The sequence below is a fragment of the Pseudomonas sp. 3MA1 genome (genome assembly GCF_029237275.1).
Taxonomy (GTDB): domain Bacteria; phylum Pseudomonadota; class Gammaproteobacteria; order Pseudomonadales; family Pseudomonadaceae; genus Aquipseudomonas; species Aquipseudomonas fluorescens_AP.
This window is the reverse complement of record NZ_JAACFX010000009.1, coordinates 191,522-214,492: the sequence shown is the minus strand read 5'-3', so window position 1 is coordinate 214,492 and position 22,971 is coordinate 191,522. Positions and strand designations below refer to the sequence as shown.

Annotated in this window: 19 protein-coding genes; 6 read left to right on the top strand and 13 right to left on the bottom strand. The window is 63.9% G+C overall.

What is annotated here, in order from left to right; genetic code table 11:
• Window positions 1-14: 14 nt before the first annotated feature.
• Together pgl and zwf are read right to left on the bottom strand one after the other, a co-directional pair.
• The gene (pgl, locus tag GWQ44_RS23265; protein ID WP_016963040.1) at window positions 15-728 is read right to left on the bottom strand and encodes a 6-phosphogluconolactonase; all 714 of its coding nucleotides are present in this window, start codon (window positions 726-728) and stop codon (window positions 15-17) included.
• Window positions 715-2,184 carry a glucose-6-phosphate dehydrogenase gene (zwf, locus tag GWQ44_RS23260; RefSeq protein ID WP_275928340.1) on the bottom strand — a complete coding sequence of 490 codons (1,470 nt, stop codon included), beginning with the start codon at window positions 2,182-2,184 and terminating at the stop codon, window positions 715-717. Before zwf ends, pgl begins: the two co-directional genes overlap by 14 nt.
• A 226-nt stretch (window positions 2,185-2,410) precedes the next feature.
• On the opposite strand from zwf, the gene GWQ44_RS23255 reads away from it, so the two are divergent.
• On the top strand, window positions 2,411-3,271 hold the full coding sequence (locus GWQ44_RS23255) for a MurR/RpiR family transcriptional regulator (protein WP_170001736.1): 861 nt from the start codon (window positions 2,411-2,413) through the stop codon (window positions 3,269-3,271).
• Window positions 3,272-3,284: 13 nt separating this feature from the next.
• Here the strand turns inward: GWQ44_RS23255 and GWQ44_RS23250 are convergent, their stop codons facing one another.
• The 11 genes from GWQ44_RS23250 to edd form a co-directional block, all read right to left on the bottom strand.
• Entirely contained in the window at window positions 3,285-4,139 is an 855-nt protein-coding gene (locus GWQ44_RS23250) for a D-hexose-6-phosphate mutarotase (protein WP_016963037.1), read from the bottom strand.
• Between the two features lie 130 nt (window positions 4,140-4,269).
• Entirely contained in the window at window positions 4,270-5,619 is a 1,350-nt protein-coding gene (locus GWQ44_RS23245) for a carbohydrate porin (RefSeq protein WP_016963036.1), read from the bottom strand.
• Window positions 5,620-5,707: 88 nt separating this feature from the next.
• Window positions 5,708-6,865 carry an ABC transporter ATP-binding protein gene (locus GWQ44_RS23240; RefSeq protein ID WP_016963035.1) on the bottom strand — a complete coding sequence of 386 codons (1,158 nt, stop codon included), beginning with the start codon at window positions 6,863-6,865 and terminating at the stop codon, window positions 5,708-5,710.
• 3 nt (window positions 6,866-6,868) lie between these two features.
• Window positions 6,869-7,714, bottom strand: coding sequence for a carbohydrate ABC transporter permease (locus GWQ44_RS23235; protein WP_047305723.1), 846 nt, complete (start codon window positions 7,712-7,714; stop codon window positions 6,869-6,871).
• Window positions 7,707-8,615: a sugar ABC transporter permease gene (locus GWQ44_RS23230; protein WP_011062870.1), complete on the bottom strand. Its 909-nt coding sequence runs from the start codon at window positions 8,613-8,615 to the stop codon at window positions 7,707-7,709. The genes GWQ44_RS23235 and GWQ44_RS23230 overlap by 8 nt, the downstream gene beginning before the upstream one ends.
• 187 nt (window positions 8,616-8,802) lie before the next feature.
• Window positions 8,803-10,095, bottom strand: a complete 1,293-nt coding sequence (locus tag GWQ44_RS23225; protein ID WP_016962964.1) for an ABC transporter substrate-binding protein — start codon at window positions 10,093-10,095, stop codon at window positions 8,803-8,805.
• A 116-nt stretch (window positions 10,096-10,211) separates the two neighbouring features.
• Window positions 10,212-11,471 (bottom strand): AGE family epimerase/isomerase, encoded by a 1,260-nt coding sequence (locus GWQ44_RS23220; protein ID WP_275928339.1) that lies wholly within the window; start codon window positions 11,469-11,471, stop codon window positions 10,212-10,214.
• A gap of 216 nt (window positions 11,472-11,687) precedes the next feature.
• Window positions 11,688-13,157: an ATP-binding protein gene (locus GWQ44_RS23215; RefSeq protein ID WP_275928338.1), complete on the bottom strand. Its 1,470-nt coding sequence runs from the start codon at window positions 13,155-13,157 to the stop codon at window positions 11,688-11,690.
• Complete coding sequence (locus GWQ44_RS23210) at window positions 13,147-13,878, bottom strand: response regulator transcription factor (protein ID WP_016962961.1); 732 nt, start codon at window positions 13,876-13,878, stop codon at window positions 13,147-13,149. The genes GWQ44_RS23215 and GWQ44_RS23210 overlap by 11 nt, the downstream gene beginning before the upstream one ends.
• Window positions 13,879-13,985: 107 nt before the next feature.
• A complete protein-coding gene (locus tag GWQ44_RS23205; RefSeq protein WP_016962960.1) occupies window positions 13,986-14,942 on the bottom strand; it encodes a glucokinase in 957 nt (318 codons plus the stop codon).
• The gene (gene edd / locus GWQ44_RS23200) at window positions 14,939-16,765 is read right to left on the bottom strand and encodes a phosphogluconate dehydratase (protein ID WP_016962959.1); all 1,827 of its coding nucleotides are present in this window, start codon (window positions 16,763-16,765) and stop codon (window positions 14,939-14,941) included. The genes GWQ44_RS23205 and edd overlap by 4 nt, the downstream gene beginning before the upstream one ends.
• 222 nt (window positions 16,766-16,987) lie before the next feature.
• On the opposite strand from edd, the gene gap reads away from it, so the two are divergent.
• The 5 genes from gap to GWQ44_RS23175 all read left to right on the top strand — a co-directional run bounded on the left by gap (window position 16,988) and on the right by GWQ44_RS23175 (window position 22,887).
• On the top strand, window positions 16,988-17,992 hold the full coding sequence (gene gap / locus GWQ44_RS23195; protein WP_102880664.1) for a type I glyceraldehyde-3-phosphate dehydrogenase: 1,005 nt from the start codon (window positions 16,988-16,990) through the stop codon (window positions 17,990-17,992).
• 15 nt (window positions 17,993-18,007) lie between these two features.
• Entirely contained in the window at window positions 18,008-18,472 is a 465-nt protein-coding gene (locus GWQ44_RS23190; protein WP_016962957.1) for a methylglyoxal synthase, read from the top strand.
• Window positions 18,473-18,545: 73 nt separating this feature from the next.
• Window positions 18,546-19,064, top strand: a complete 519-nt coding sequence (locus GWQ44_RS23185) for a sigma-70 family RNA polymerase sigma factor (protein ID WP_016962955.1) — start codon at window positions 18,546-18,548, stop codon at window positions 19,062-19,064.
• A gap of 113 nt (window positions 19,065-19,177) precedes the next feature.
• A complete protein-coding gene (locus tag GWQ44_RS23180) occupies window positions 19,178-20,146 on the top strand; it encodes a FecR domain-containing protein (protein ID WP_275928337.1) in 969 nt (322 codons plus the stop codon).
• A gap of 122 nt (window positions 20,147-20,268) precedes the next feature.
• A complete protein-coding gene (locus tag GWQ44_RS23175; RefSeq protein ID WP_275928336.1) occupies window positions 20,269-22,887 on the top strand; it encodes a TonB-dependent receptor in 2,619 nt (872 codons plus the stop codon).
• Window positions 22,888-22,971: the final 84 nt, after the last annotated feature.

Here is a 22,971-nt window from a genome sequence, read left to right as displayed (position 1 = left end):
GGCTGATCCTTGGCTCATGGGCACCAGTAAATCTCTAACGGGGTTTGCAGGAAGGCGCGAATCGGCATTTCGGCGACAGCGTCACCAGCCAGTGCGGCACTCAGGGTGGCCAGCTTGGACTGACCGGAAATCGACAACAGCGAATGCCGGGCCGAGGCCAGCAAGGCCCGGCTCATGCTCAGGCGCTGGTGGGGCACGCTCGGCGCCAGCATCGGCCAGCAGCGGCGAGTGCCGTCGGCCTGCAGCGCTTCGGCCAGGTTCGGGCTGTTGGGAAACAGCGACGCGGTGTGCCCGTCATCGCCCATGCCCAGTACCAGCACATCGATGCCCGGCAGTTCGGCCAGCAGGCTGTCCGCTTGCTGCGCCGCCTCTTCAAGATTGGCCGCGGCACTGTAGAGGCCGAGGAAACGCGCCTTGGCCACCGGCCCCTGGAGCAGGTAACGCTTGAGCAGACCGGCATTGCTGTCGGCATGTTCCACCGGCACCCAACGCTCGTCCGCCAGGGTGATCAACACCTTGGACCAGTCCAGTTCCTGCTTGACCAGGGCCTGGAAAAACGCCACCGGGCTACGGCCGCCGGACACCACCAGGGTCGCCTGGCCGCGAGCGGCAATGGCCTCGCGCAGCAGCTCGGCCACGCGCAATGCCTGGCCTTCGGCCAACAGGGTCGGGCTGCGGAATTCGTGGGCCGCTACAGCCGCCGGCAGTTGCAAATCAGATATCGCCATACCAAGACCTCCCGTCCCGCGTGATCAGTGCAATGGAGCTCATCGGCCCCCAGGACCCGGCCGCATAGGGCTTGGGCGCATCACCGGATTTTTTCCACCCGGCGATCAACTGGTCACACCACTTCCACGCGGCTTCGATTTCATCTTTGCGGACAAACAGGTTCTGATTGCCGCGCATCACTTCCAGCAACAACCGCTCGTAGGCATCGGGAATCCGCGCGCTGCGATAGGTATCGGAAAAATTCAGTTGCAACGGACCGCTGCGCAGCTGCATGCCCTTGTCCAGGCCCTGCTCCTTGGTCATCACCCGCAGCGAAATACCTTCGTCCGGCTGCAGGCGGATGATCAGCTTGTTGCTGATCTGCAGGCGCTGCTCGGGGGCGAAGATATAGTGCGACGGCTCTTTGAAGTGGATGACGATCTGCGACAGTTTCTGCGGCATGCGCTTGCCGGTACGCAGGTAGAACGGCACCCCGGCCCAACGCCAGTTGCGGATATCGGCGCGCAGGGCGACGAAGGTTTCGGTGTCGCTCTGGGTGTTGGAGTTTTCTTCCTCCAGGTAACCCGGCACCGACTGGCCCTCGCTGTGACCGGCAATGTACTGGCCGCGCACCACCTGGGTGGTCAGGCCTTCCGGGCTGATGGGCGCCAGGGCCTTGAGCACCTTGACCTTCTCGTCACGAATGCTGTCGGCGGACAGGTCGGCCGGCGGGTCCATGGCGATCAGGCACAGCAGTTGCAGCAGGTGGTTCTGGATCATGTCCCGCAGCTGGCCGGCCTTGTCGAAGTAACCCCAGCGGCCTTCGATGCCGACCTTCTCGGCCACGGTGATTTCCACGTGGGAGATGTAGTTCTGGTTCCACTGGGTTTCGAACAGGCTGTTGGCGAAACGCAGGGCGATCAGGTTCTGCACCGTCTCCTTGCCCAGGTAGTGGTCGATCCGGTAGATGCGGTTTTCCGGGAAGAACTGGGCCACCGCGTCGTTGACCTTGCGCGAGGAATCCAGGTCCGAACCTATGGGTTTTTCCAGGACCACGCGGGTGTGCTGGTTGAGCCCGACCTTCGACAGGTTCTCGCAGATCGCGCCATACACCGCGGCCGGAGTGGCGAAGTAGGCAATCAGGCGCTGTTCGCTGCCGGCGCGCTCGGCCAGGGCCACGTAGTCCTCGGCCTTGAGGAAATCCACATGCAGGTAGCTCAGGCGGGCCAGGAAGGTCTTGAGAACCGCGGCATCGATGTCCTTGTCGCCGACGTACTTGCGCAGCTCGGTTTCGATGTTCGCCAGGTGCTCCTGCTCGCTGCCCGGCTCACGGGCCAGGGCCAGGATCCGCGTATCGTCGTGCAACAGACCAGCGGCATCGAGTTGGTACAAGGCAGGAAACAGCTTACGCAGCGCCAGATCGCCCAGCGCGCCGAACAAGGCAAAGGTGCAGGGTTCAACCGTAATCGAAGGCATGATGTTTGTTCTTTTATCAAGTTAAGCTACAAATACCTTTTTTCAAGGCATCACTCAAGGAAAAATGTAGTAATAAACACAACATTTTTACAAAATACAGATTCCAGGTGGTGGTCGTTCCGAGCCATCAGTAGGATAGGCCTCCTCTCAACTTCGCATTGCGGGCGCTTGTCGCGGCTCTGCCGCGGCGCCTGTCTAGCCGATCTAGGAAACTTTAATGGACCGAGTGCGAAATCTTCTGGAGCAGATCCAGAACCGCCTTGAAGAACTGAACAAAGCGGAACGTAAAGTCGCCGAAGTCATCCTGCTCAACCCGCAGCAGGCGACTCGCTTCAGCATCGCCGCCCTGGCCCAGGCCGCCTCGGTCAGCGAGCCGACGGTCAATCGCTTCTGCCGCTCCTTCGGTGTCAGCGGTTACCCGGAACTCAAGCTGCAACTGGCCCAGAGCCTGGCCAGCGGCGCGGCCTACGTCAGCCGCGCGGTGGAGGCCGACGACAACCCCGAAGCCTACACGCAAAAGATCTTCGGCAGCGCCATCGCTTCCCTGGACAGCGCCTGCCAGGCCCTGGACCCGAACCTGATCAGCAAGGCCGTCGACCTGTTGATCCAGGCGCGGCAGATCCACTTCTTCGGTCTCGGTGCCTCGGCCCCGGTGGCCATGGATGCGCTGCACAAGTTTTTCCGCTTCAACCTGGCCGTCACCGCCCACGCCGACGTGCTGATGCAGCGCATGATCGCCTCGGTGGCCCACACCGGCGAGTTGTTCGTGATCATTTCCTACACCGGCCGCACCCGCGAACTGGTGGAAGTGGCACGCATTGCCCGGGAAAACGGCGCCTCGGTGCTGGGGCTGACCGCGGAAAACTCGCCCCTGGCCAAGGCCAGCACCTTGAGCCTGAACATCCCGCTGCCGGAAGACACCGACATCTACATGCCGATGACCTCGCGGATCATCCAGCTCACCGTGCTCGACGTGCTGGCCACCGGCATGACCCTGCGCCGTGGCGTGGACTTCCAGCCGCACCTGCGCAAGATCAAGGAAAGCCTCAACGCCAGCCGCTACCCGGTGGGCGACGAGTTCAACTGAGGCCAGCCGGCACCTACCCCGCAGCCCGCGCCTGCAAGCTCAGGTGCGCCTGCTCCCCCGGCGCCAGGCACAGGCTGTCGGTGCCCCCGACAGCCGCTTCGACGCAGACAAACCGCGACACCTCATTCCAGCTCACCCCCAGCAGCGGCCGGGTGCCCGGATGCCAGACCACGGTGTCGGCGTCGTCACCGGTATCGATGCACAGCTCGCGCTGCCAGGCGTGGTCCTTGAGCTGCAATTCGCCTTCATGCTGGAACACCCGCTGGCAACCGCCTTCGACCCGCAACTCGCCCTGCTGCTGGCAAACCTGGCGATTCAACTGGTCGTAACCCTGGGCGCCATCAAGCCCAGACAGCGCTACCTCACCGACGTCGCCAATACGCCAGTAGGCGTGCAAAGCCTGGCTCAACTGGCAGGGTTCACTGTCTTGGTGCTCGGTGCTCAGGCGCAGGTCCATGCTCTGGCCCAGGTGCGCATGCAGGTCGACCTTCCAGTCGCACAGCTGCAATTGCCAGTGCAGGCGCACGCCGTCCTCATCGTTACTGCTGTCCAGCAGTTTCCAGTCCAGCAGCCGCGCCCAACCGTGGGACGGCCAGGCATTCTCGCTGGGATGGCGACCGTACCAGGGCCAGCACACCGGCACCCCGCCACGGATCGCCCCCACTTGCGGCCACTTCGAGGCGCACCACAACCAGGGCTTCTGCCCGGCCGGCTGGAAGTGCAGCAACTGGGCGCCCTGGCGACTGAACACCGCCTGGCACAGCGGGTGATCGATCACCAGCACATCGCGCATCTGATAGCGCTCCCAGGCGAACACCGGGCGTTCGCGCAGGGATTTGAAAAAGCGTTGTAGCGGATGCTCATGCATGGGCCGCGGTCCTGAAAATCACTGCTGTCTCGATATTCATGAGGGGGCTGCGCCGACCCCACAAAAAAAAGCGGACGGCACAGGCCATCCGCAAAATGCGCACATGGAGGAGGAGCTTATCGCAACAGCTCTAGAACACCGACTGAATTTTCAGCCCGGCCACCAACGCGTTATCCACTTCATCCACACCGCCCGGATGGGTGATGTATTGCAGGTTGGGGCGCACGGTCAGCCAGTTGGTCACGTGGAAACCGTAGTTGATCTCGTAGTTGTATTCGGTGTCGCGCAGTGGCATGTACAGCGGGTTGTCGTAGTTGCTGATGCCGTTGTCCTCGTTGATCAGCTGGGCGTTCTTGCGCACATCGTCGTTGACGTGGATCCGCGCAAAACCGATGCCCACGTCATCCTTCGGACGCGCGTCGAACGGGCCCTTGTAGACGAACATCAACGACTGGTAGTTGTCGACGACGTTGGTGTCCTTGTCGTGGAAGGTGGCGTTGGCGGCGATGTTCAGGCCACGGGAAGCATCACCGTTGTGGGTGGTGAGCTGCTGTTGCCCGACGAACCAGTAGCCGTGCTTGCTGTTGTGCACGCGATAGGCGTCACCGGTGTCCGCGGCGTCCAGACCGTTGACGTCCTTGCGCACATCATTGGCGTCGGCCGTGCTCTTGTAGTAACCGACGCGGTACTCGCCCGGCAGGCTGTTGAGCTTGGGCGACCAGACCAGTTCCACCGGCAATACCGTGCCCTTGGTGCCGCTGCCGCTGAGCTTGAAGCCGTTGCCATGTTCCAGCTGCGACGGGTTCTGGTTGTAGGCGCCGATCTGCGCATACAGCTCGGGGGTGATGTGGTACTTGATGCGCAACGCCGCCTGGCTGACCGGCCAGTTGTACCAGATGCCGGTGGCCCAGTTGCCCACCTGGGAGCCGCAGAAGGCCAGGTTCTGGAAGTCGCAGGGGAAGGTGTTGAAGTCTTCGCCTTCACCGAAATAACCGGCCTTGACGTCCAGCTTGCCGTCGAGGAACTGGTGCTGCACCCACAACTGGGTCAGACGCACCATATGGCCGCGGCCATAGACTTCCTGGGAGGAACTCAGGGTGCCGGCACGCGGGTCGCCGATGCGGTCGTTGGAGATGTTCTGACCGTTGCGGTTGGTCAGCTGGATCTTCGCCTGGGTGTTGTCCCAGCCCAGCAGTTTCTGCAGATCGAAGGCCACGCCCAGGCCGAACTGATCGCTGTAGCGCCCGGTCTTGTCGTCGTTGTAGCCACCCCGCAGGTTGGCGCCCATTTCCCCGACGTAGTCGGCCTTGATGTCGATCCCCTGCTCGATCAGCTTGGTGCGCTCACCGCCCCAGTCGCCGGTCATCCACTTGGAGTCGGCGCTGAACGCCTCGTCGGCCATGGCATTGGCCGACAGGACCAGTGCCGCAGCCGCTGACAACTGGCAAAGCAGCCGGGTGTTGCTGTGTCGCTTTTTCATCCCTACATCCTCGTCTTTATTGTTATTAACGATCTATCCAACGTGGTTTACAGCGGGTGCGACGGATGACAGGCCATCCGCCATGGATTCAACGACCCTTGAACTGCGCAACGTTGCCGAGGGTTTGCGTCGGCGACGCTGCGGCCGTCCCCAGGCGCTCGCCGCTCTGGGCATCGAACAGCAGCACCCGGGCCGGATCGAACTGCAGGGTCAGGGTTTGCCCGGCATCGGGCGCCTGATCCGGAGCCAGACGGCAGCAGACCTTGGTGCCATTGAGGGTGACGAACACCAGGGTGTCGGGACCGGTGGGCTCGACCACCTGGACCTCGGCGCGCAGGGTCGGCAAGCCATTGGCTTCAGTGGCGGCCAGGGCAATCTGCTCCGGACGGATGCCGAGGATCACCTCGCGGTCTTCCAGGCCGGCATCCTGCGGCCCCAGGGGCAGTTCGCAGCGAGCCTGGCCACTGTCCAGCAGCGCCAGCAGGCGGCCGTCCTTGCGTTGCAGGCGCAGGGGAATGAAGTTCATCGGCGGCGACCCGATGAAGCTCGCCACGAACAGGTTGGCCGGGTCGTTGTAGATCTGCTTCGGCGTACCGAACTGCTGGATGATCCCGTCCTTCATCACCGCCACCTTGTCGCCCAGGGTCATGGCTTCGATCTGGTCGTGGGTGACGTAGACCGTGGTGGTCTTCAGGCGCTGGTGCATCAGTTTCATTTCGGTGCGCATCTCGACCCGCAGCTTGGCGTCGAGGTTGGACAGCGGTTCGTCGAACAGGTAGATCTTCGGCCGCCGCGCCAGGGCCCGGCCCATGGCCACCCGCTGTTGCTGACCACCGGAGAGCTGGCCCGGCTTGCGGGTCAGCAGGTGTTCGATCTGCAACAGCTTGGCCACCCGCGCCACTTCCGCGTCGATCTCGGCGCTGGGCATCTTGCGGATCTTCAGGCCGAAGGCGATGTTGTCGCGCACGCTCATGGTCGGGTACAGCGCGTAGGACTGGAACACCATGGCGATGTCGCGGTCCTTGGGGCTCATGCCGCTGATGTCGGCGTCGTCCACCAGGATCGCCCCGCCGCTGATGTTCTCAAGGCCCGCGATGCAGTTCATCAGGGTGGATTTGCCGCAGCCGGACGGGCCGACGAGGATCAGGAACTCACCGTCGTCGATCTTCAGCTCGATGTTCTTCAGGGTGTCCGGCAGGCCGGCACCGTAGGTCTTGTTGACGTTGCGTAATTCGAGAGTGGCCATGCTTTACCCCTTGACTGCGCCGGACGTCAGCCCGCGCAGGAAATACTTGCCGGCGAAGATGTAGACCAGCAGTGTCGGCAGCCCGGCGATCATCGCCGCCGCCATATCAACGTTGTATTCCTTGGCCCCGGTGCTGGTGTTGACCAGGTTGTTCAGGGCCACGGTGATCGGTTGCGCGTCGCCACTGGCGAACACCACGCCGAACAGGAAATCGTTCCAGATCTGGGTGAACTGCCAGATCAGGCAGACCATGATGATCGGCACCGACATCGGCAGCAGGATCTTGCCGAAGATGGTGAAGAACCCGGCGCCGTCCAGGCGCGCGGCCTTGACCAGGGCATCGGGGATGCTCACGTAGTAGTTGCGGAAAAACAGCGTGGTGAAGGCCAGGCCGTAGACCACGTGCACCAGCACCAGGCCGGTGGTGGTGTTGGCCAGGCCGAACTTGCCGAGGGTGAACGAGGCCGGCAGCAGCACAGTCTGGAACGGCAGGAAGCAGCCGAACAGCAGCAGGCCGAAGAACAGCTGGGAGCCGCGAAAGCGCCACATCGACAGCACGTAGCCATTCATCGCACCGATGAAGGTGGAGATCAGCACCGCCGGCACGGTGATCTTCACCGAGTTCCAGAAGTAGCCGCCCACGGTGTCCCAGGCCTTGATCCAGCCGATGCCGTCCACCACCTGGGGCCAGCTCAGCAGGTTGCCGGTGCGGATGTCTTCCGGGGTCTTGAAGCTGGTCAGCAGCATCACCACCAGGGGAATCAGGTACACCGCCGCCGCCAGCAGCAAGGTGGCGTAGATGGCGATCCGGCTGAAATTCAGGGTCGGCTTGGCGAGGGAGTTAGTCATGGCGCTTGCCCCGCAGTTCGGAGTACAGGTACGGCACCAGGATGGTCAGCACGGCACCGAGCATCAGCATCGCGCTGGCCGAGCCGATGCCCATCTGGCCGCGGCTGAAGGTGAAGGAATACATGAACATCGCCGGCAGATCGGAGGAGTAGCCCGGGCCGCCCGCGGTCATCGCCGCCACCAGGTCGAAGCTCTTGATGGCGATGTGGGCGAGGATCATGAAGGCGCTGAAGAACACCGGACGCAGGCTCGGCAGGACGATCTTCAGGTAGATGGTCGGCAGGCTCGCACCGTCCACCTGGGCGGCACGGATGATCGACTGATCGACACCGCGCAGGCCGGCGAGGAACATCGCCATGACAAAGCCCGAGGCCTGCCACACGGCGGCGATCACCAGGCAGTAGACCACCCGGTCCTGATCCACCAGCCAGTCCAGGCGAAAGCCTTCCCAGCCCCAGTCGCGGAGCATTTTGTCCAGGCCCAGGCCGGGGTTGAGCAGCCACTTCCAGGCGGTGCCGGTGACGATCATCGACAGCGCCATGGGGTACAGGTACACGGTGCGGATGAAGCCTTCCTTGCGGATGCGCTGGTCCAGCAGCACCGCGAGGAACACCCCCAGCACCAGGCTGATGGCGATGAACATGCCGCCGAAGACCGCGAGGTTCTTGCTCGCCACCCACCAGCGGTCGTTGTCCATCAAGCGCAGGTACTGCTGCAGGCCGACCCACTTGTAGCTCGGCATGAAGCTGGAATTGGTGAAGGACAGAATGAACGTCCAGATGATGTAGCCGTAGAAACCCACCAGCACGATCACCATGCTCGGCGCCAGCACCAGCTTGGGTAGCCAGCGCTGCAGTGCGTCCAGGGGTGAGGCTTTGCTGAAAACCGCGACAGAGCTCATCGGGATAATCCAGTTGAAGGAATGAAGTCCGACGCGCCCTCCGTAGGAGCGAGCTTGCTCGCGATAGCGATTCAACCGTCGACACCCAGGGTGAATGTCAGGCCGTCATCGCGAGCAAGCTCGCTCCTACAGAAGGGGGGAAGCATCGTCAGATAAATCGCCGCAGGCAAACCTGCGGCGTGCGCAGTCACTGCGCGGCTTTGACCGCCGAGGCCAGTTGCGCACTGGCCTTGGCCGGGTCCGCATCCTTGTCGTTCATGAAGTTGGTGACCACGTCGAAGATCGCGCCCTGCACCGCCAGGGAAGTGGCCATGTTGTGCGCCATGCTCGGCTGCAGGCCGCCGGTCTTCTCGTCCGCCAGGAAGTCCTTGGCCGAAGCCTGGGCACAGGAGTCGAAGCCCTCGGCGCTCATGTCATTGAGCATGTCGGTACGCACCGGGATCGAGCCCTTGTTGATGCTGAAGACCTTCTGGAAGTCCTTGCCCAACGCCACCTTGGCCAGGTCCTGCTGGGCGGCGATGTCACCCTTGCGATCGGCCTTGAGCTTGAACACCGCCAGGGAGTCGATGTTGTAGGTAAAGGCCTTGTCAGTGCCTGGGAACGGCACGCACTGGTAGTCCTTGCCGGCGATTTTCTTCGCCGCCGTCCACTCGCTCTTGGCCCAGTCGCCCATCATCTGCATGCCGGCCTTGCCGCCGATCACGTCGGCGGCGGCGATGTTCCAGTCACGCCCGGCGCGGTTGGGGTCCATGTAGCCGGTGATCTTCTTCAGCTCGGTGAAGGCCTTGGTCATTTCCGCGCCGGCGAGGGTTTTCTGGTCCAGGTCCACCAGGGCTTTCTTGTAGCCTTCAGGGCCCATGACCGAGAGCACCACGTCTTCGAACACGGTGCTGTCCTGCCACGGCTGGCCACCGTGGGCCAGGGCGATGAAGCCCGCGGCCTTGAGCTTGTCGCCGGCGGCATAGAACTCTTCGAGGGTGGTCGGGGCCTTGTCGATCCCGGCCTTCTTGAACACTTCAGGGTTGATCCACAGCCAGTTGACCCGGTGGATGTTCACCGGCACCGCTACGTAATCACCTTCGTACTTGACGGTATTGGCCACCTTGGACGAGAGCAGGCCGTCCCAGTTTTCCGCCTTGGCCACGTCCTTGAGGGTGTCGGTGCTGAGCAGGCCGGTGCTGCCCCACTCCTGGATGTCCGGGCCCTTGATCTGGGCTACGCCCGGCGGGTTGCCGGCCACGGCGCGGCTTTTCAGCACGGTCATTGCGGTAGAGCCGCCACCACCGGCCACGGCGCCGTCCTTCCAGGTGAAACCATCTTTTTCCACTTGGGCCTTGAGCACATCGACAGCGGCTTTTTCACCACCCGAGGTCCACCAGTGGACGACTTCCACGGAACCTTTGGAGTCGGCGGCGAGGGCGCTCAGGGGAAACAGAGAGGCAAGGGAAATGACAGTGGCGAGGCGAGAAATCGCATTCATTTGAAGTACCTTTCTTGTTGTTATGCATGCAAGTCTGGTGCTTGCGCTGCACACGAGTCTAAACAGCCTAGTCGAACGTTCGGGTAACGAAGCGACGGTGAAATGTCACGACATGGTTACACAAGGCCCGGAACAGACGCCTGGGCCAAAGCCGAGGCCATGCTCGGCGCCAGCGGCAGGCGCGGAATCAGCACGGCTTGCCAGGCGTGATAGAGGTCCGGCTTGCCGCCCCAGATCTCGGCAGCAGGGCGATTGTCGCGACCCAGTTCGTGATGCCAACTGCCCTGCTGGCGATCGATGAAATGGGCTTCGCAGAACTCCCAGAAACGCCGGTACCAGACCTCGTACTGCTCCTGGCCGGTGCGCTTGAGCAAGGCGCTGGCGGCGGCGCTGGCCTCGGCGTGGGTCCAGTGCAGGCGCTGGTGCACCACTGGCCGGTTGTCCCAGTCCAGGGTGTAGACGATGCCCGGGGCGCCATCCACGTCCCAGCCGTGGCGGCAGTTGCTGGCAAACAGACGTTGCGCATCCAGCGCCAGCCAGCCCGGGGTCAGCATCCCGGCCAGGCCGCGCGACGCCTCCAGGTGCAACAGCAGGCGTGCCCACTCGAAACCGTGGCCCGGCGTGGTGCCGAAGGGGCGGAAACCATCGGCGGGAAAGGCCCGGTTGTAGTCGCGCAAGGGCTGCCAGTCAGGGTCGAAATGCTCGATCACCATGAAGTCGTTGGCGGCGGCGTGCTGATGGATCACCCGCTCGACGATGCGCAGGGCGCGGTTGAGCCAGCGCGGGTCCTGGGTGACATCGGCCAGGGCCAGGAAGGCCTCGGTGGCGTGCATGTTGCTGTTGGCGCCGCGATAGGCTTCCTGCTCGCTCCAGTCGCGGTTGAAGGATTCGCCCATGGCGCCCTCCTCCTCGCTCCAGAAATACCCGTCGATGATCCGGATCGCCTCCTCAAGCAGCGCCTCGGCACCCGGCCGCCGGGCCACCACCGCAGAGCTGGCGGCCAGGGCGACAAAGGCATGCAGGTAGGCGGCCTTGGTGGCGTTGCCATCGGCCTGCCCGGCGACGGCGAACCAGCCGCCGTGCTCGGCATCGCGCAGCGGCCCCATGAGCGCGGCGATACCGTGATCCACCAGCCCGGCATAACCCGGCAGGCCCTGGATGTGCGCCATGGCGAAGCTGTGGGTCATGCGTGCAGTGTTCATGGTTTCGGCCTGGGCACCGGCGGGCAGGCAGCCCTGGGCATCGAGGTTGCCGAAGCCTTCGGCGAGTCGTGAAGCCTTGGCGAAATCCAGCAGGCGCAGGCCTTCGGCGGCGAGCCAGGAATGGTGAGCGGGCGCGTTCAGCCAACTGCTCAATGGCAGGGAAAGACGGTTCATGGGTGACCTGTTGCTGTTTTTATCGAAGGCCTGAGTCTAATCAAGCCGCGCACAACCGCAGGTAACGAAGGACCCGCACAATGTCACCAAACCGTGACATTGCACGGCTCCACCCGTAGGAGCCGGCTTGCCGGCGAAGAGGCCCTTGGGTCCTGTGGTGCCCTTGAGGACGCCTTCGCTGGCAAGCCAGCTCCTACACAAGCCTGCCGTACTCCGTCAGTCGAAGGTCCGGGGCAGGCACAGGGTCACGCGCAGGCCGCCTTCGCGCAGGTTCTGCAGGCTGACTTCGCCACCGTGGCTGTGGGCGATGTTGCGCGCGATGCCCAGGCCCAGGCCGTAGCCCTGCTGCTGGCCGGCCAGGCGAAAGTGCGGTTCGAACACCTGCTCCAGGCGCTGCTCCGGCACGCCCGGGCCTTCGTCGTCCACGTGCAGGACGAAGGCGTTGTCATCGTCTTCGATGTACAGGTGGGCGTTCTGCCCGTACTTCAGGGCGTTGTCGATCAGGTTGCCCATGCAGCGCTTGAGCGCCAGGGGCTTGCCGGGATAGCTGGCCTGCGCCCGGCCCTGCTGGGTCACTCGGCCATTGCCGTGGGGCGCCAGGTAAGGCTCCACCAGGCAGTCGAGCACCTGGTTGAGGTCCACCGGCTCGATGTTCTCGTGGATGTCGGTGTCCTTGACGCATTGCAACGCGCCCTTGACCAGCAGTTCCAGCTCGTCCAGGTCGCGGCCGAACTTGGCTTGCAGTTGTTCGTCCTCCAGCAGTTCGACCCGCAGGCGCAGGCGGGTGATGGGGGTGCGCAGGTCGTGGGAAATGGCACTGAACAGCTGGCTGCGCTCGGTCAGGTAGCGGCTGATGCGTTCGCGCATGCTGTTGAAGGCCCGCCCCACTTCCACCACTTCACTGCCGCCGCCCTCCGCCACCGGCTCGACGTCGGCGCCCAGGGACATGTCCCGCGCGGCCCGGGCCAGGCGCTTGAGGGGCCGGCTCTGCCAGTGCACCAAGAGGCCGATGAACAGCAGCAGAAAACCACTGGTGAGCAGGATGAACCACACCTGCTGCGCCGGCAGGCCCTGTTCTTCGAGACTGGTGTAGGGCTCGGGCAGCAGCGAGGCGATGTACAGCCATTCCCCCGGGGCCATCTGGATCTGGGTCACCAGCACCGGCGGGTTCACCGGCTCCAGGGTCAGGGCGTAATGGGCCCAGGAGCGCGGCAACTCGTCGAGCTTGAGGCCGCCATTGAAGATCCGCAGGTCATCGGGGCTGACAAAGGTCACCGAGAGATCCGCGTCGTTGCCCAGGGACTGGCGCAGCACCTGTTCCACCGCCTGCAGCACCGCTTCTTTGCGTGGGGTGGCGGGCAGCACCTGCATGCCCAGGGGCTTGTCGTTGAGGGTCACGACAAAACGGGTGCCGCCCATGCTGCGCAACTGGTCGAGCACCAGGGGCCGGTACGCCACCGGCAACGAACGCAAGTAACTGACGCTGGCGGTCATCGAATGGGCCAGGCTGCGGGCGCTGGTCACCAGGCCTTCGAGCTGGGTGGCGCGCAACTGCGAAACCCAGATCACGCTGGACAGCGCCTGGGCGAATAACACCGCGAGCAAGGTCAACAGCAGCATGCGGCCCAGCAGGGAACGGGGCACCGGCACCCGCCGCAGCAGACCGCGCACGGCCTCAGAGAGCATTGCCGGCAACCACATTGGCTGCCAACTGATAGCCGCTGCCACGCACGGTGCGGATCAGCCGCGGCGGTTTTTCCGTGTCCCGCAGGCGCTGACGCAGGCGGCTGACCGCCATGTCGACGATGCGGTCCAGGGGCATCAGTTCGCGGCCGCGGGTGGCATTGCCGATGGTGTCGCGGTCGAGGATTTCCTGGGGATGGTCGAGGAACAGCTTGAGCAGGGCGAAATCGGCACCGGAGAGAATCACCTCCTCGCCGTCGTTGTGGAACAGCCGGTGACTGATCACGTCCAGGCGCCATTCGTCGAAGCACAACACTTCACCGGCGACCCGCTCCTGGGCGAACTGCACCCGGCGCAGCAGCGCCTTGATCCGCGCCTGCAACTCCCGGGGGCTGAAGGGCTTGCCCAGGTAGTCGTCGGCCCCCAGCTCCAAGCCGATGACCCGGTCGGCTTCGTCGGAGCTGGCGGTGAGCATGATGATCGGCACCTGGCTGCGCCGTGGGTGCTGGCGAATCCAGCGGCACAGGCTGAAGCCGTCTTCGTCGGGCAGCATCACGTCGAGGATCACCAGGTCGCTGGGCGCCTCGTTCAGGGCCTGACGAAAGCCGGCGCCATCAGCGGTCGTGCGCACCTGGAAACCGCAACGGCTGAGGTAGGTTTCCAGCAGCTCGCGAATTTCCTGATCGTCGTCAACCAACAAGATCGACTTACTGACTGAACTCACCGGGGCCGTCCTCATTGTTGGGCAGGGAGCGCGATTATGCCTGATGGCGGGAGGCCTGTTACGGCCTCTTCGCCGGCAAGCCGGCTCCTGCGCCATGTGGCTCGGTGTCAGCCCTGGGCTTGCTCCAGGGCCACGCCGGCACCGGTCAGCCCGGAGTAGGGCGCGGTAACCAGCCATACCGGAATGCCCTTGAAGTAATCACTCATGCAGCCCTTGTCGGCAAAACTCTTGGCAAAGCCACTCTGGATGAAGAAATCGGCAAAGCGCGGAATCACCCCACCGACGATGTACACCCCGCCCCGCGCGCCCGTGGTCAGCACGTTGTTGCCCGCCACCCGACCCAGCCAGCAGCTGAACTGCTCCAGCACTTCCCGGGCAATCGGATCGCCGGCCAGACCGGCCGCGGTGATGGCTTCGGGGGTGTCCAGACGCGGTTCATGGCCGTCCACCGCACAGATCGCCCGGTACACCCGGGGCAAGCCGCTGCCGCTCAAGGCCGTCTCGGCGCTGACATGGCCGATCTCGGCGTGGATGTGTTGCCAGAGTTGGGTTTCCCGCGGGCTGCTCAAGGGCAGGTCGACGTGGCCGCCCTCCCCCGGCAAGGCCATGTAGCGGCCGTCGCCGAAGTTCAACAGGGTGCCGACGCCAAGGCCGGTGCCCGGGCCGATCACCACTGCCGGACGCAAGGGCTCGGCGACGCCTTCGCAAACCACGCGAAACTCATCGGGCTGCAGACGGGTCATGCCCAGGGCCATGGCCGAGAAGTCGTTGACCAGCAACAGGCGTTCCACTTGCAGCGCCTGGCAGAACGCCTGGCGGCTCAGGCGCCAGTGGTTGTTGGTGAAACGGAACTCATCGCCGCTGACCGGACCGGCCACCGACAGGCACACCGAACCGATGGCGCCCGGGGCCAGGCCCTGGGCGTGCAGATAGGCCAGGATGGCGTCTTCCGGGCAGCGGTAGTCCGCCGTTGCCAGCACCTGGATCGCGTCCAGCTGCTGATCCTTCCACAACGCGAACCGCGCGTTGGTCCCACCGATGTCACCGACCAGGGCCAGTTTCAATTAAGCGTCTCCAGTGCAGAGGTAAAGGCGCTGGCGCCCTGCTCTGCCGAGCTGAAGGCCATGCGCATGAAAGCGAAGAGTTCGCGGCCGGTGCCGACATTGTTGCCCAGCAGCCCCTTGGCCGGTTCCCGGGCGGCGAATTCGGCGGCGTCGACCTTGAGCTCCAGGGTGCCCTTGACCCCGTCCACGCGAATGATGTCGCCGTCCAGCACCCGGGCCAGCGCACCGCCGACCTGGGCCTCGGGGCTGACATGGATCGCCGCCGGAATCTTGCCTGAGGCACCGGACATACGTCCATCGGTCACCAGCGCCACCTTGAAGCCGCGGTCCTGCAGCACCCCGAGGAAGGGGGTCATCTTGTGCAGCTCGGGCATGCCGTTGGAGCGCGGGCCCTGGAAGCGCATCACCGCGACGAAATCTTTTTCCAGCAGACCGGCCTTGAACGCGTCGGCCAGGTCCTGCTGGTCCTGGAACACCACGGCCGGGGCTTCGACGATCTGATGTTCGGGGGCCACGGCGGAGACTTTCATCACCCCACGGCCGAGGTTGCCTTGCATGACCCGCAAGCCGCCTTCCGGGGAGAACGCCCGGGCCACCGGCCGCAGGATGTTTTCGTCGAGGCTTTCGATCGGGCCGTCGCGCCATACCAGCTTGCCGTTGTCGAGGAACGGCTCCTGGGTGTAACGGCTCAGGCCGGGGCCGGCCACGGTGTTGACGTCTTCATGCAGCAGGCCGGCTTCGAGCAGTTCGCGGATCAGGAACGACATGCCCCCTGCGGCCTGGAAGTGGTTGATGTCGGCCTTGCCGTTGGGATAGACGTGGGACAGGGTCGGCACCACCTCGGACAGGTCGGCCATGTCCTGCCAGGTCAGCTGGATGCCCGCCGCCTGGGCGATGGCCGGCATGTGCAGGGTGTGGTTGGTGGAACCGCCGGTGGCGTGCAGGGCGACGATGGAGTTGACCAGGCAACGCTCGTCGACGATCTCGCCGATGGGCATGAAGCTGCCGCTCTGCTTGGTCAGGCGCGTGACCTGCTGCGCCGCCTCATGGGTCAGGGCGTCGCGCAGCGGCGTGTTGGGGTTGACGAAGGAGGCGCCCGGCAGGTGCAGGCCCATGACTTCCATCAGCAACTGGTTGGTGTTGGCGGTGCCGTAGAAGGTGCATGTGCCGGGGCTGTGGTAGGACTTCATCTCCGACTCCAGCAGCTCCTCGCGGCTGGCCTTGCCTTCGGCATAGCGCTGGCGCACATCGGCCTTCTGCTTGTTGGAAATCCCCGACACCATCGGCCCGCCCGGGACGAAGACCATCGGCAGATGACCAAAGCGCAGGGCGCCCATCATCAGGCCCGGAACGATCTTGTCGCAGATCCCCAGCATCAGCGCAGCGTCGAACATGTTGTGCGACAGGGCCACAGCGGTGGACAGCGCGATCACCTCACGGCTCGGCAGGCTCAGCTCCATGCCGGCCTCGCCCTGGGTCACGCCATCGCACATGGCCGGGGTGCCACCGGCGAACTGCCCCACCGAACCGATCTCGCGCAGGGCTTTCTTGATCTGCTCGGGAAAACGTTCGTAAGGCTGGTGGGCCGACAACATGTCGTTATATGACGAAACAATTGCCACGTTGGCCGCGTTCATCATCCGCAGGCTGTGCTTGTCTTCGGCGCCGCAACCGGCCACGCCGTGGGCGAAGTTCGCGCACTGCAGCTTGCCGCGCTGCGGCCCATCGCTGGCGGCACCGCGGATCAACGCCAGATAGGCCTGGCGAGTGGCGCGACTGCGAGCGATAAGCCGTTCGGTGACCTCAAGAACGCGGGGATGCATATGTAGAACTCCAGGCTAACGGATGTGGCGACCTGTTTGTCTATGCTGATCAGACGCACCGCCACTCAGAGACAGCGGAGGAGTTTCTGACCATTTGGACCAGTTGATTCAGGTCACTCGTTGTAGATAAAACAAAATATTGCCACTAAAAAGGCTTGTTTTCTATTTCTATGCGAATAATCTTGTAATTCCAACAACAAATTCAACGACAGGCGCTTGCACATGACTCTTCGAATCGCAATCAACGGTTTTGGCCGTATTGGCCGTAACGTCCTGCGCGCACTCTATACCCAAGGCTATCGTCAGGATCTGCAGATCGTCGCCATCAACGATCTGGGGGACAGCGCGATCAATGCCCACCTGCTGAAATACGACACCGTGCACGGCACTTTCGACGCCGAGGTCCAGCACGATCAGGAAAGCCTGACCGTCAACGGCGACCGCATCGCCGTCAGCGCCATCCGCAACCCGGCGGAACTGCCCTGGGCCGCGGAAAAGATCGACGTAGTCTTCGAATGCACCGGCCTGTTCACCGACCGCGCCAAGGCCGCCGCCCATCTTACTGCCGGCGCCCGCAAAGTGATCATCTCGGCCCCGGCCAAGGGCGCCGACGCCACCGTGGTCTACGGGGTCAACCACGACATCCTGCGCCAGTCGCACCAGGTCATTTCCAACGCTTCGTGCACCACCAACTGCCTGGCCCCGGTGGCCCAGGTGCTGCACCGCGAGCTGGGCATCGACAACGGCCTGATGACCACCATCCACGCCTACACCAACGACCAGAACCTCACCGACGTCTATCACAGCGACCCGTACCGCGCCCGTTCGGCCACCCAGAACATGATCCCGAGCAAGACCGGCGCCGCCGAAGCAGTGGGCCTGGTGCTGCCGGAACTGGCCGGCAAGCTGACCGGCATGGCGGTGCGCGTGCCGGTGATCAACGTATCCCTGGTGGACCTGACCGTGACCCTCAAGCGCGACACCACCGCCGAAGAGGTCAACGCCCTGCTCAAGAGCGCCAGCCAGCATTCGAAAATCCTCGGCTACAACACCCTGCCGCTGGTCTCCAGCGACTTCAATCACAACCCGCTGTCGTCGATCTTCGACGCCAACCACACCAAGGTCAGCGGCGGTCGCTTGCTCAAGGTGCTGGCCTGGTACGACAACGAGTGGGGCTTCTCCAACCGCATGCTGGATAACTGCCTGGCCCTGTGCAACGCGGAATAAAACGGATATTCGTCGATGATCGGTATCAGTTTCACGCAAAAGACCATGGCGGCGCGCAAGCGCATCGCCCTGGTCGCCCATGACCACTGCAAGGTCTTTCTGCTGGACTGGGCCGAGCGGCAGAAGTCACGCCTGGCCGAACATGAACTGCTGGCCACCGGCACCACCGGGCTGCTGCTGAGCAAACGCCTGGGGCTGCCGGTGCAAAGCATGATCAGCGGCCCTCTGGGCGGCGATCAGCAACTGGGCGCGCAGATCGCCGAACAACGGGTCGACCTGCTGGTGTTCTTCTGGGACCCCTTCGAGCCCCAGCCTCACGATCCGGATATCAAGGCCCTGCTGCGGGTAGCGGCGGTGTGGAACATTCCCGTGGCCTGCAACGAATGCAGCGCCGACTACCTGCTCAGCAGTCCGCTGATGAACCAGGCCCACGAGCACCGGATTCCCGACTACCAGGCCTACCTGGCCGGCCGGGGATAATTCACACAAGGCTTGACCACTGACGCAGATGACAATCATTATCATCCGCTGAAAAAATGGATCAGGCCTTGCCGTGAGTCAATCGCACTTCAACCACGTCTTCCTCACCCAGCGCATTTCCCTGCTGCGGACCCTGGAGCGGATGGTCAACAACCACAGCACCGCCGAAGACCTGCTGCAGGAAACCTACCTGCGGGTGACCCGGGCCCTCAGCGAGCGGCCGATCACCCACCTCGAACCCTTCGTGTTCCAGACCGCACGCAACCTCGCCCTCGATCACCTGCGGGCCCGGCGCATCCAGGGCCGCACCCTGCTCGAAGACGTGCCTGCCGAGGTGCTGGAGAGCGTCGCCGCCCCTGTCAGCAGCGCCGAGGACGCGGCCCACGCCGAGCAACTGCTCGAACGCCTGAACCTCAGCCTCGGCCAGCTCAGCCCGCGCCAGCAGCAGATCTTCATCCTCAGTCGCTTGCACGGCCACAGCTATCAGGAGATCGCCGACGAGCTCGGGGTTTCGCTGAGCACGGTACAAAAGGAATTGAAATTGATCATGGCCATCTGCATCGGCGTCGCCGAACGTCTCGACGGCCAGTGAGTCTCAACCGCTGAGCACAATGACTGCGTCAGCACCGGGCCTTTGTTAACCTTGGCCGGCTTTCGCTCTCTCTTGAAAAAACAGCTGCGCACAGACGCCGCCGAGGAACACCCGTGACGGATTTTCACAGCGCCGAGCCGCCCACCCCCGCCGGCCCGCACTCAAGCACCCTGGCCATGGATCAGGCACTGGATTGGCTGATCGAGCTGGAACATCCGAACGAAGAACAACTGCGCCGGTTTCATCAGTGGCTGGCGGCTTCACCGCTCAATGCCCAGGCCTTTGCAAAGGCCCGGGCGATCTGGGACGGGCCGCAAGTGGCGCAATGCGCCCTGACCCTGGCGACACCGCCGAAAGTCTCGCGCCTGGCACGCCTGCGCCCGCACTGGAAACCCCTGGCCACCGCCGCAGTGCTGCTGCTCGGGCTGTTCAGCTTCAGCAACCTGCCGCTGCGCCTGCAAGCCGACCACCTGACTCAAGTCGGCGAACGCCAGCGCCTGCAACTGGAAGACGGCTCCAAGGTGCTGCTCAACACCAACTCGGCGTTTTCCAGCGACATCAACGATCACCGGCGCGTGGCGCGGCTGTACCAGGGCGAAGCCTTCTTCGAGATCCCCGGCACCCCGGGCCCGCCCCTGGAGCTGGACGCCGGCCCGGTCAAGGCCAGCGTGGCCGACACCGCCTTCGCCGTGCGCTACCTGGACGGCATCGCCCAGGTCCAGGTGCAGCGCGGCGATATCGACCTGCGCGCCACCCACGCCGATCAGCGCATTCGCCTGAGCGCCGGCGAGAGCGTTCGCGTCGGCCCCGAAGGCTTCGGCCCACCGGCCCGACTCGATGCCGGCAAGGACCTGGCCTGGATCGACGGCCGCCTGGTGTTTGAGAACTGTCCCCTGAGCCAGGTGCTGGCGGAACTGCGGCGCTATTACCCGGGCTGGATCGTCAACAACAACCAGCAGTTGGCGAATGTCGCGGTCACCGGCAACTACCGCCTGGACCAGCCCCTGGACGTGCTGCGTTCCCTGGCCCACATCACCTCGGCACGCCTTTCGGAATACCCGGCCCTGGTCATCCTCAACTGAGAATAATTATTTTTACGCGATTGCCGCAGGTCGAACGTCTCGTTATAGCCAATGCAACTGATTCGCATTTTTGAATGCGCATCTGCACCTATAAAAGATTCGTGCGACCCGGAGCGCTCTCGATGTCCCCTCGCCTCAACAGCCGATCCTCTGTTCCCTGTGCCCGCCTGCAACACTGCACCCTGTCGCTGCTGACCGCGGCGATCCTGCTGGCCGGCGCCCAAGCCACGCCAGTGATGGCCGCCGACGCCCCGGCCTCCTCCAGCCAGCGCATGGGCCACTACAACTTCGCCATCGCCCAGCAACCGCTGGTCTCGGCGCTCAACGCCTTTACCGCGGTCACCGGTTGGCAAGTCGGGCTGCCGGCCGAGCTGGGCAGCGGGGTTTCGTCACCGGGCGTGCGCGGCTCGCTGCCCCCGGAACAGGCCCTGGAGCGCCTGCTCGGCGGCACCCAACTGAGCTACCGCAAACTGGGCAACCACAACATCGTCCTGGAACGGCGCAGCGCCGCCAATGCGGTGAACCTGCAACAGGTGACCGTCAGCGCCACCCGCCAGGAGCAGAACATCAATGCGGTGCCCAGCACCGTGAGCGTGCAGACCCGGGAAGAACTGGACCGCCAGAACGTCAACACCATCAAGGAACTGGTGCGCTACGAGCCGGGCGTTTCCGTCGGCGGTGCCGGCCAGCGCGCGGGACTCAGCGGCTACAACATCCGCGGCATCGACAGCGACCGGATTCTCACCCAGGTCGATGGCGTGGAAGTGCCGGATCACTTCTTCAGCGGCCCCTACGCCAAGACCAACCGCAACTATGTCGACCCGGAAATCGTCAAGCGCGTGGAAATCCTCCGGGGCCCGGCCTCGGTGCTCTACGGCAGCAGCGCCATCGGCGGCGCCGTCAGCTACTACACCCTGGACGCCGACGACATCATCAAGCCCGGCCAGGACGTTGGCGCGCGCCTGAAGAGCGGCTACAGCTCGGCTGACGAAAGCTGGCTGAAATCCGCCACCGTCGCCGGACGGGCCAGCGACTTCGACGCCCTGCTGCACCTGAGCCGGCGTGACGGCCACGAAACCGAGTCCTACGGCAGCAACAACGGCACCGGCCTCAACCGCACCGCCGCCAACCCGGAAGACGCCCGCACTACCAACGTCCTGGCCAAGCTCGGCTGGAACTATGCGCCGGATGCCCGCCTGGGCCTGACCTACGAAAAGTACAAGGACGACCGCGACACCAACCAGAAAAGCGCGGTAGGCGGCCTGTTTCTCAACGGCGTCGGGCAGAACTGGTATCGCTCCCGTGTCGGCAACGACACCATCACCCGGGAACGCTTCGGCCTGGAAAACAGCTTTGCCCTGGAGTCGCCGATCGCCGATCGGATCAAGTGGAGCCTGAACTACCAGATCGCCAAGACCGACCAGACCACCTCCGAGCGCTACAACCCGGTCTCGGCGTTCTCGCCCAACGCCCGCGACGTGCTGCGTGAACGGCAAACCCTGTACCAGGAAAAACAATGGGTCTTGGACGCGCAACTGGACAAGGCTTTCACCCTCGGTGAAACCGAGCATCAGTTGACCTACGGCACCACCCTCAAGCAGCAGAAGGTCACCGGCTCACGCTATGGCACCGCCACCTGCCTGAAGGTCGGTGCCGGTTGCACCGCCATCGGCGCGCCAAGCCCGAGCGCCGGCGACAGCGTGAAAAAATCCAGCGACTTCCCGGATCCCACCGTCAGCACCTACAGCCTGTTCGCCCAGGACCAGATCAGCTGGAACGCCTGGACCTTCACCCCAGGCCTGCGCTACGACTACACCCAGCTCAAGCCGAAACTGACCCAGGAATTCCTCAATGTCGCCAACCCCAACGGCACCTTTCCCGTCAGTGACGACAAGAAGACCTGGCACCGGGTTTCGCCCAAGTTCGGCCTGACCTACGCCTTCGATGAGCATTACACGGCCTACGGTCAATACTCCGAGGGCTTCCGCACGCCGTCGGCCAAGGCGCTCTACGGCCGCTTCGAAAACCTCGCCACCGGCTACGTGGTCGAGCCCAACTCCAACCTCAAGCCGGAAACCAGCAAAGGCTATGAAACCGGCCTGCGCGGCAACTTCGGCGCGGGCTCCTTCGATGTCTCGGTGTTCTACAACCAGTACCGCGACTTCATCAACGAAGACGCCATCACCGCCGGCGCGCTGCAGTCGGTGATCCAGAGCAACAACATCAAGCACGCCACCATCAAGGGCGCCGAAGCCCGCGGCCGCCTGAATCTGGATGCCTTCGGCGCGCCCCAGGGCCTGTACAGCATCGGCTCGCTGGCCTACGCCTACGGTCGCAACAATGACAACGGCGAGCCGATCAACAGCGTCAACCCGCTCAAGGGCGTGTTCGGCCTCGGCTACGACCAGGACACCTACGGCGCGCTGCTGAGCTGGACCCTGGTCAAGCGCAAGGACCGGGTCGACGACAGCACCTTCAAGGCTCCGGACGGCCGCACCACCAGCGGCCAGTTCAAGACCCCGGGCTACGGCATCCTCGATCTCAGTGGCTTCTACAAGGTCACCGACGACCTGACCCTGAACGCCGGCCTGTACAACCTGACCGACAAGAAATACTGGAACTGGGACGACGTGCGCGGCTACGACAGTGTCGGCGAGGCCGGGCAAACCGCACCCGCCAACCTCGACCGCCTGACCCAGCCGGGCCGCAACTTCTCGGTCAATCTGGTCTGGGATATCTGACGCCCAAGCACCTCACTGCCCTTTTTCAGCCGGGGCAGTGAGGATTTTTTACGGTGTCGCGTCTTCTTGTTCGTCTAGTTACTA

Coding starts and splice junctions, on each gene's coding strand:
- pgl (WP_016963040.1), bottom strand. CDS start 728: ATGGCGATATCTGATTTGCAACTGCCGGCGGCTGTAGCGGCCCACGAA.
- zwf (WP_275928340.1), bottom strand. CDS start 2,184: ATGCCTTCGATTACGGTTGAACCCTGCACCTTTGCCTTGTTCGGCGCG.
- GWQ44_RS23250 (WP_016963037.1), bottom strand. CDS start 4,139: ATGCATGAGCATCCGCTACAACGCTTTTTCAAATCCCTGCGCGAACGC.
- GWQ44_RS23245 (WP_016963036.1), bottom strand. CDS start 5,619: ATGAAAAAGCGACACAGCAACACCCGGCTGCTTTGCCAGTTGTCAGCG.
- GWQ44_RS23240 (WP_016963035.1), bottom strand. CDS start 6,865: ATGGCCACTCTCGAATTACGCAACGTCAACAAGACCTACGGTGCCGGC.
- GWQ44_RS23235 (WP_047305723.1), bottom strand. CDS start 7,714: ATGACTAACTCCCTCGCCAAGCCGACCCTGAATTTCAGCCGGATCGCC.
- GWQ44_RS23230 (WP_011062870.1), bottom strand. CDS start 8,615: ATGAGCTCTGTCGCGGTTTTCAGCAAAGCCTCACCCCTGGACGCACTG.
- GWQ44_RS23225 (WP_016962964.1), bottom strand. CDS start 10,095: ATGAATGCGATTTCTCGCCTCGCCACTGTCATTTCCCTTGCCTCTCTG.
- GWQ44_RS23220 (WP_275928339.1), bottom strand. CDS start 11,471: ATGAACCGTCTTTCCCTGCCATTGAGCAGTTGGCTGAACGCGCCCGCT.
- GWQ44_RS23215 (WP_275928338.1), bottom strand. CDS start 13,157: ATGCTCTCTGAGGCCGTGCGCGGTCTGCTGCGGCGGGTGCCGGTGCCC.
- edd (WP_016962959.1), bottom strand. CDS start 16,765: ATGCATCCCCGCGTTCTTGAGGTCACCGAACGGCTTATCGCTCGCAGT.
- gap (WP_102880664.1), top strand. CDS start 16,988: ATGACTCTTCGAATCGCAATCAACGGTTTTGGCCGTATTGGCCGTAAC.
- GWQ44_RS23190 (WP_016962957.1), top strand. CDS start 18,008: ATGATCGGTATCAGTTTCACGCAAAAGACCATGGCGGCGCGCAAGCGC.
- GWQ44_RS23175 (WP_275928336.1), top strand. CDS start 20,269: ATGTCCCCTCGCCTCAACAGCCGATCCTCTGTTCCCTGTGCCCGCCTG.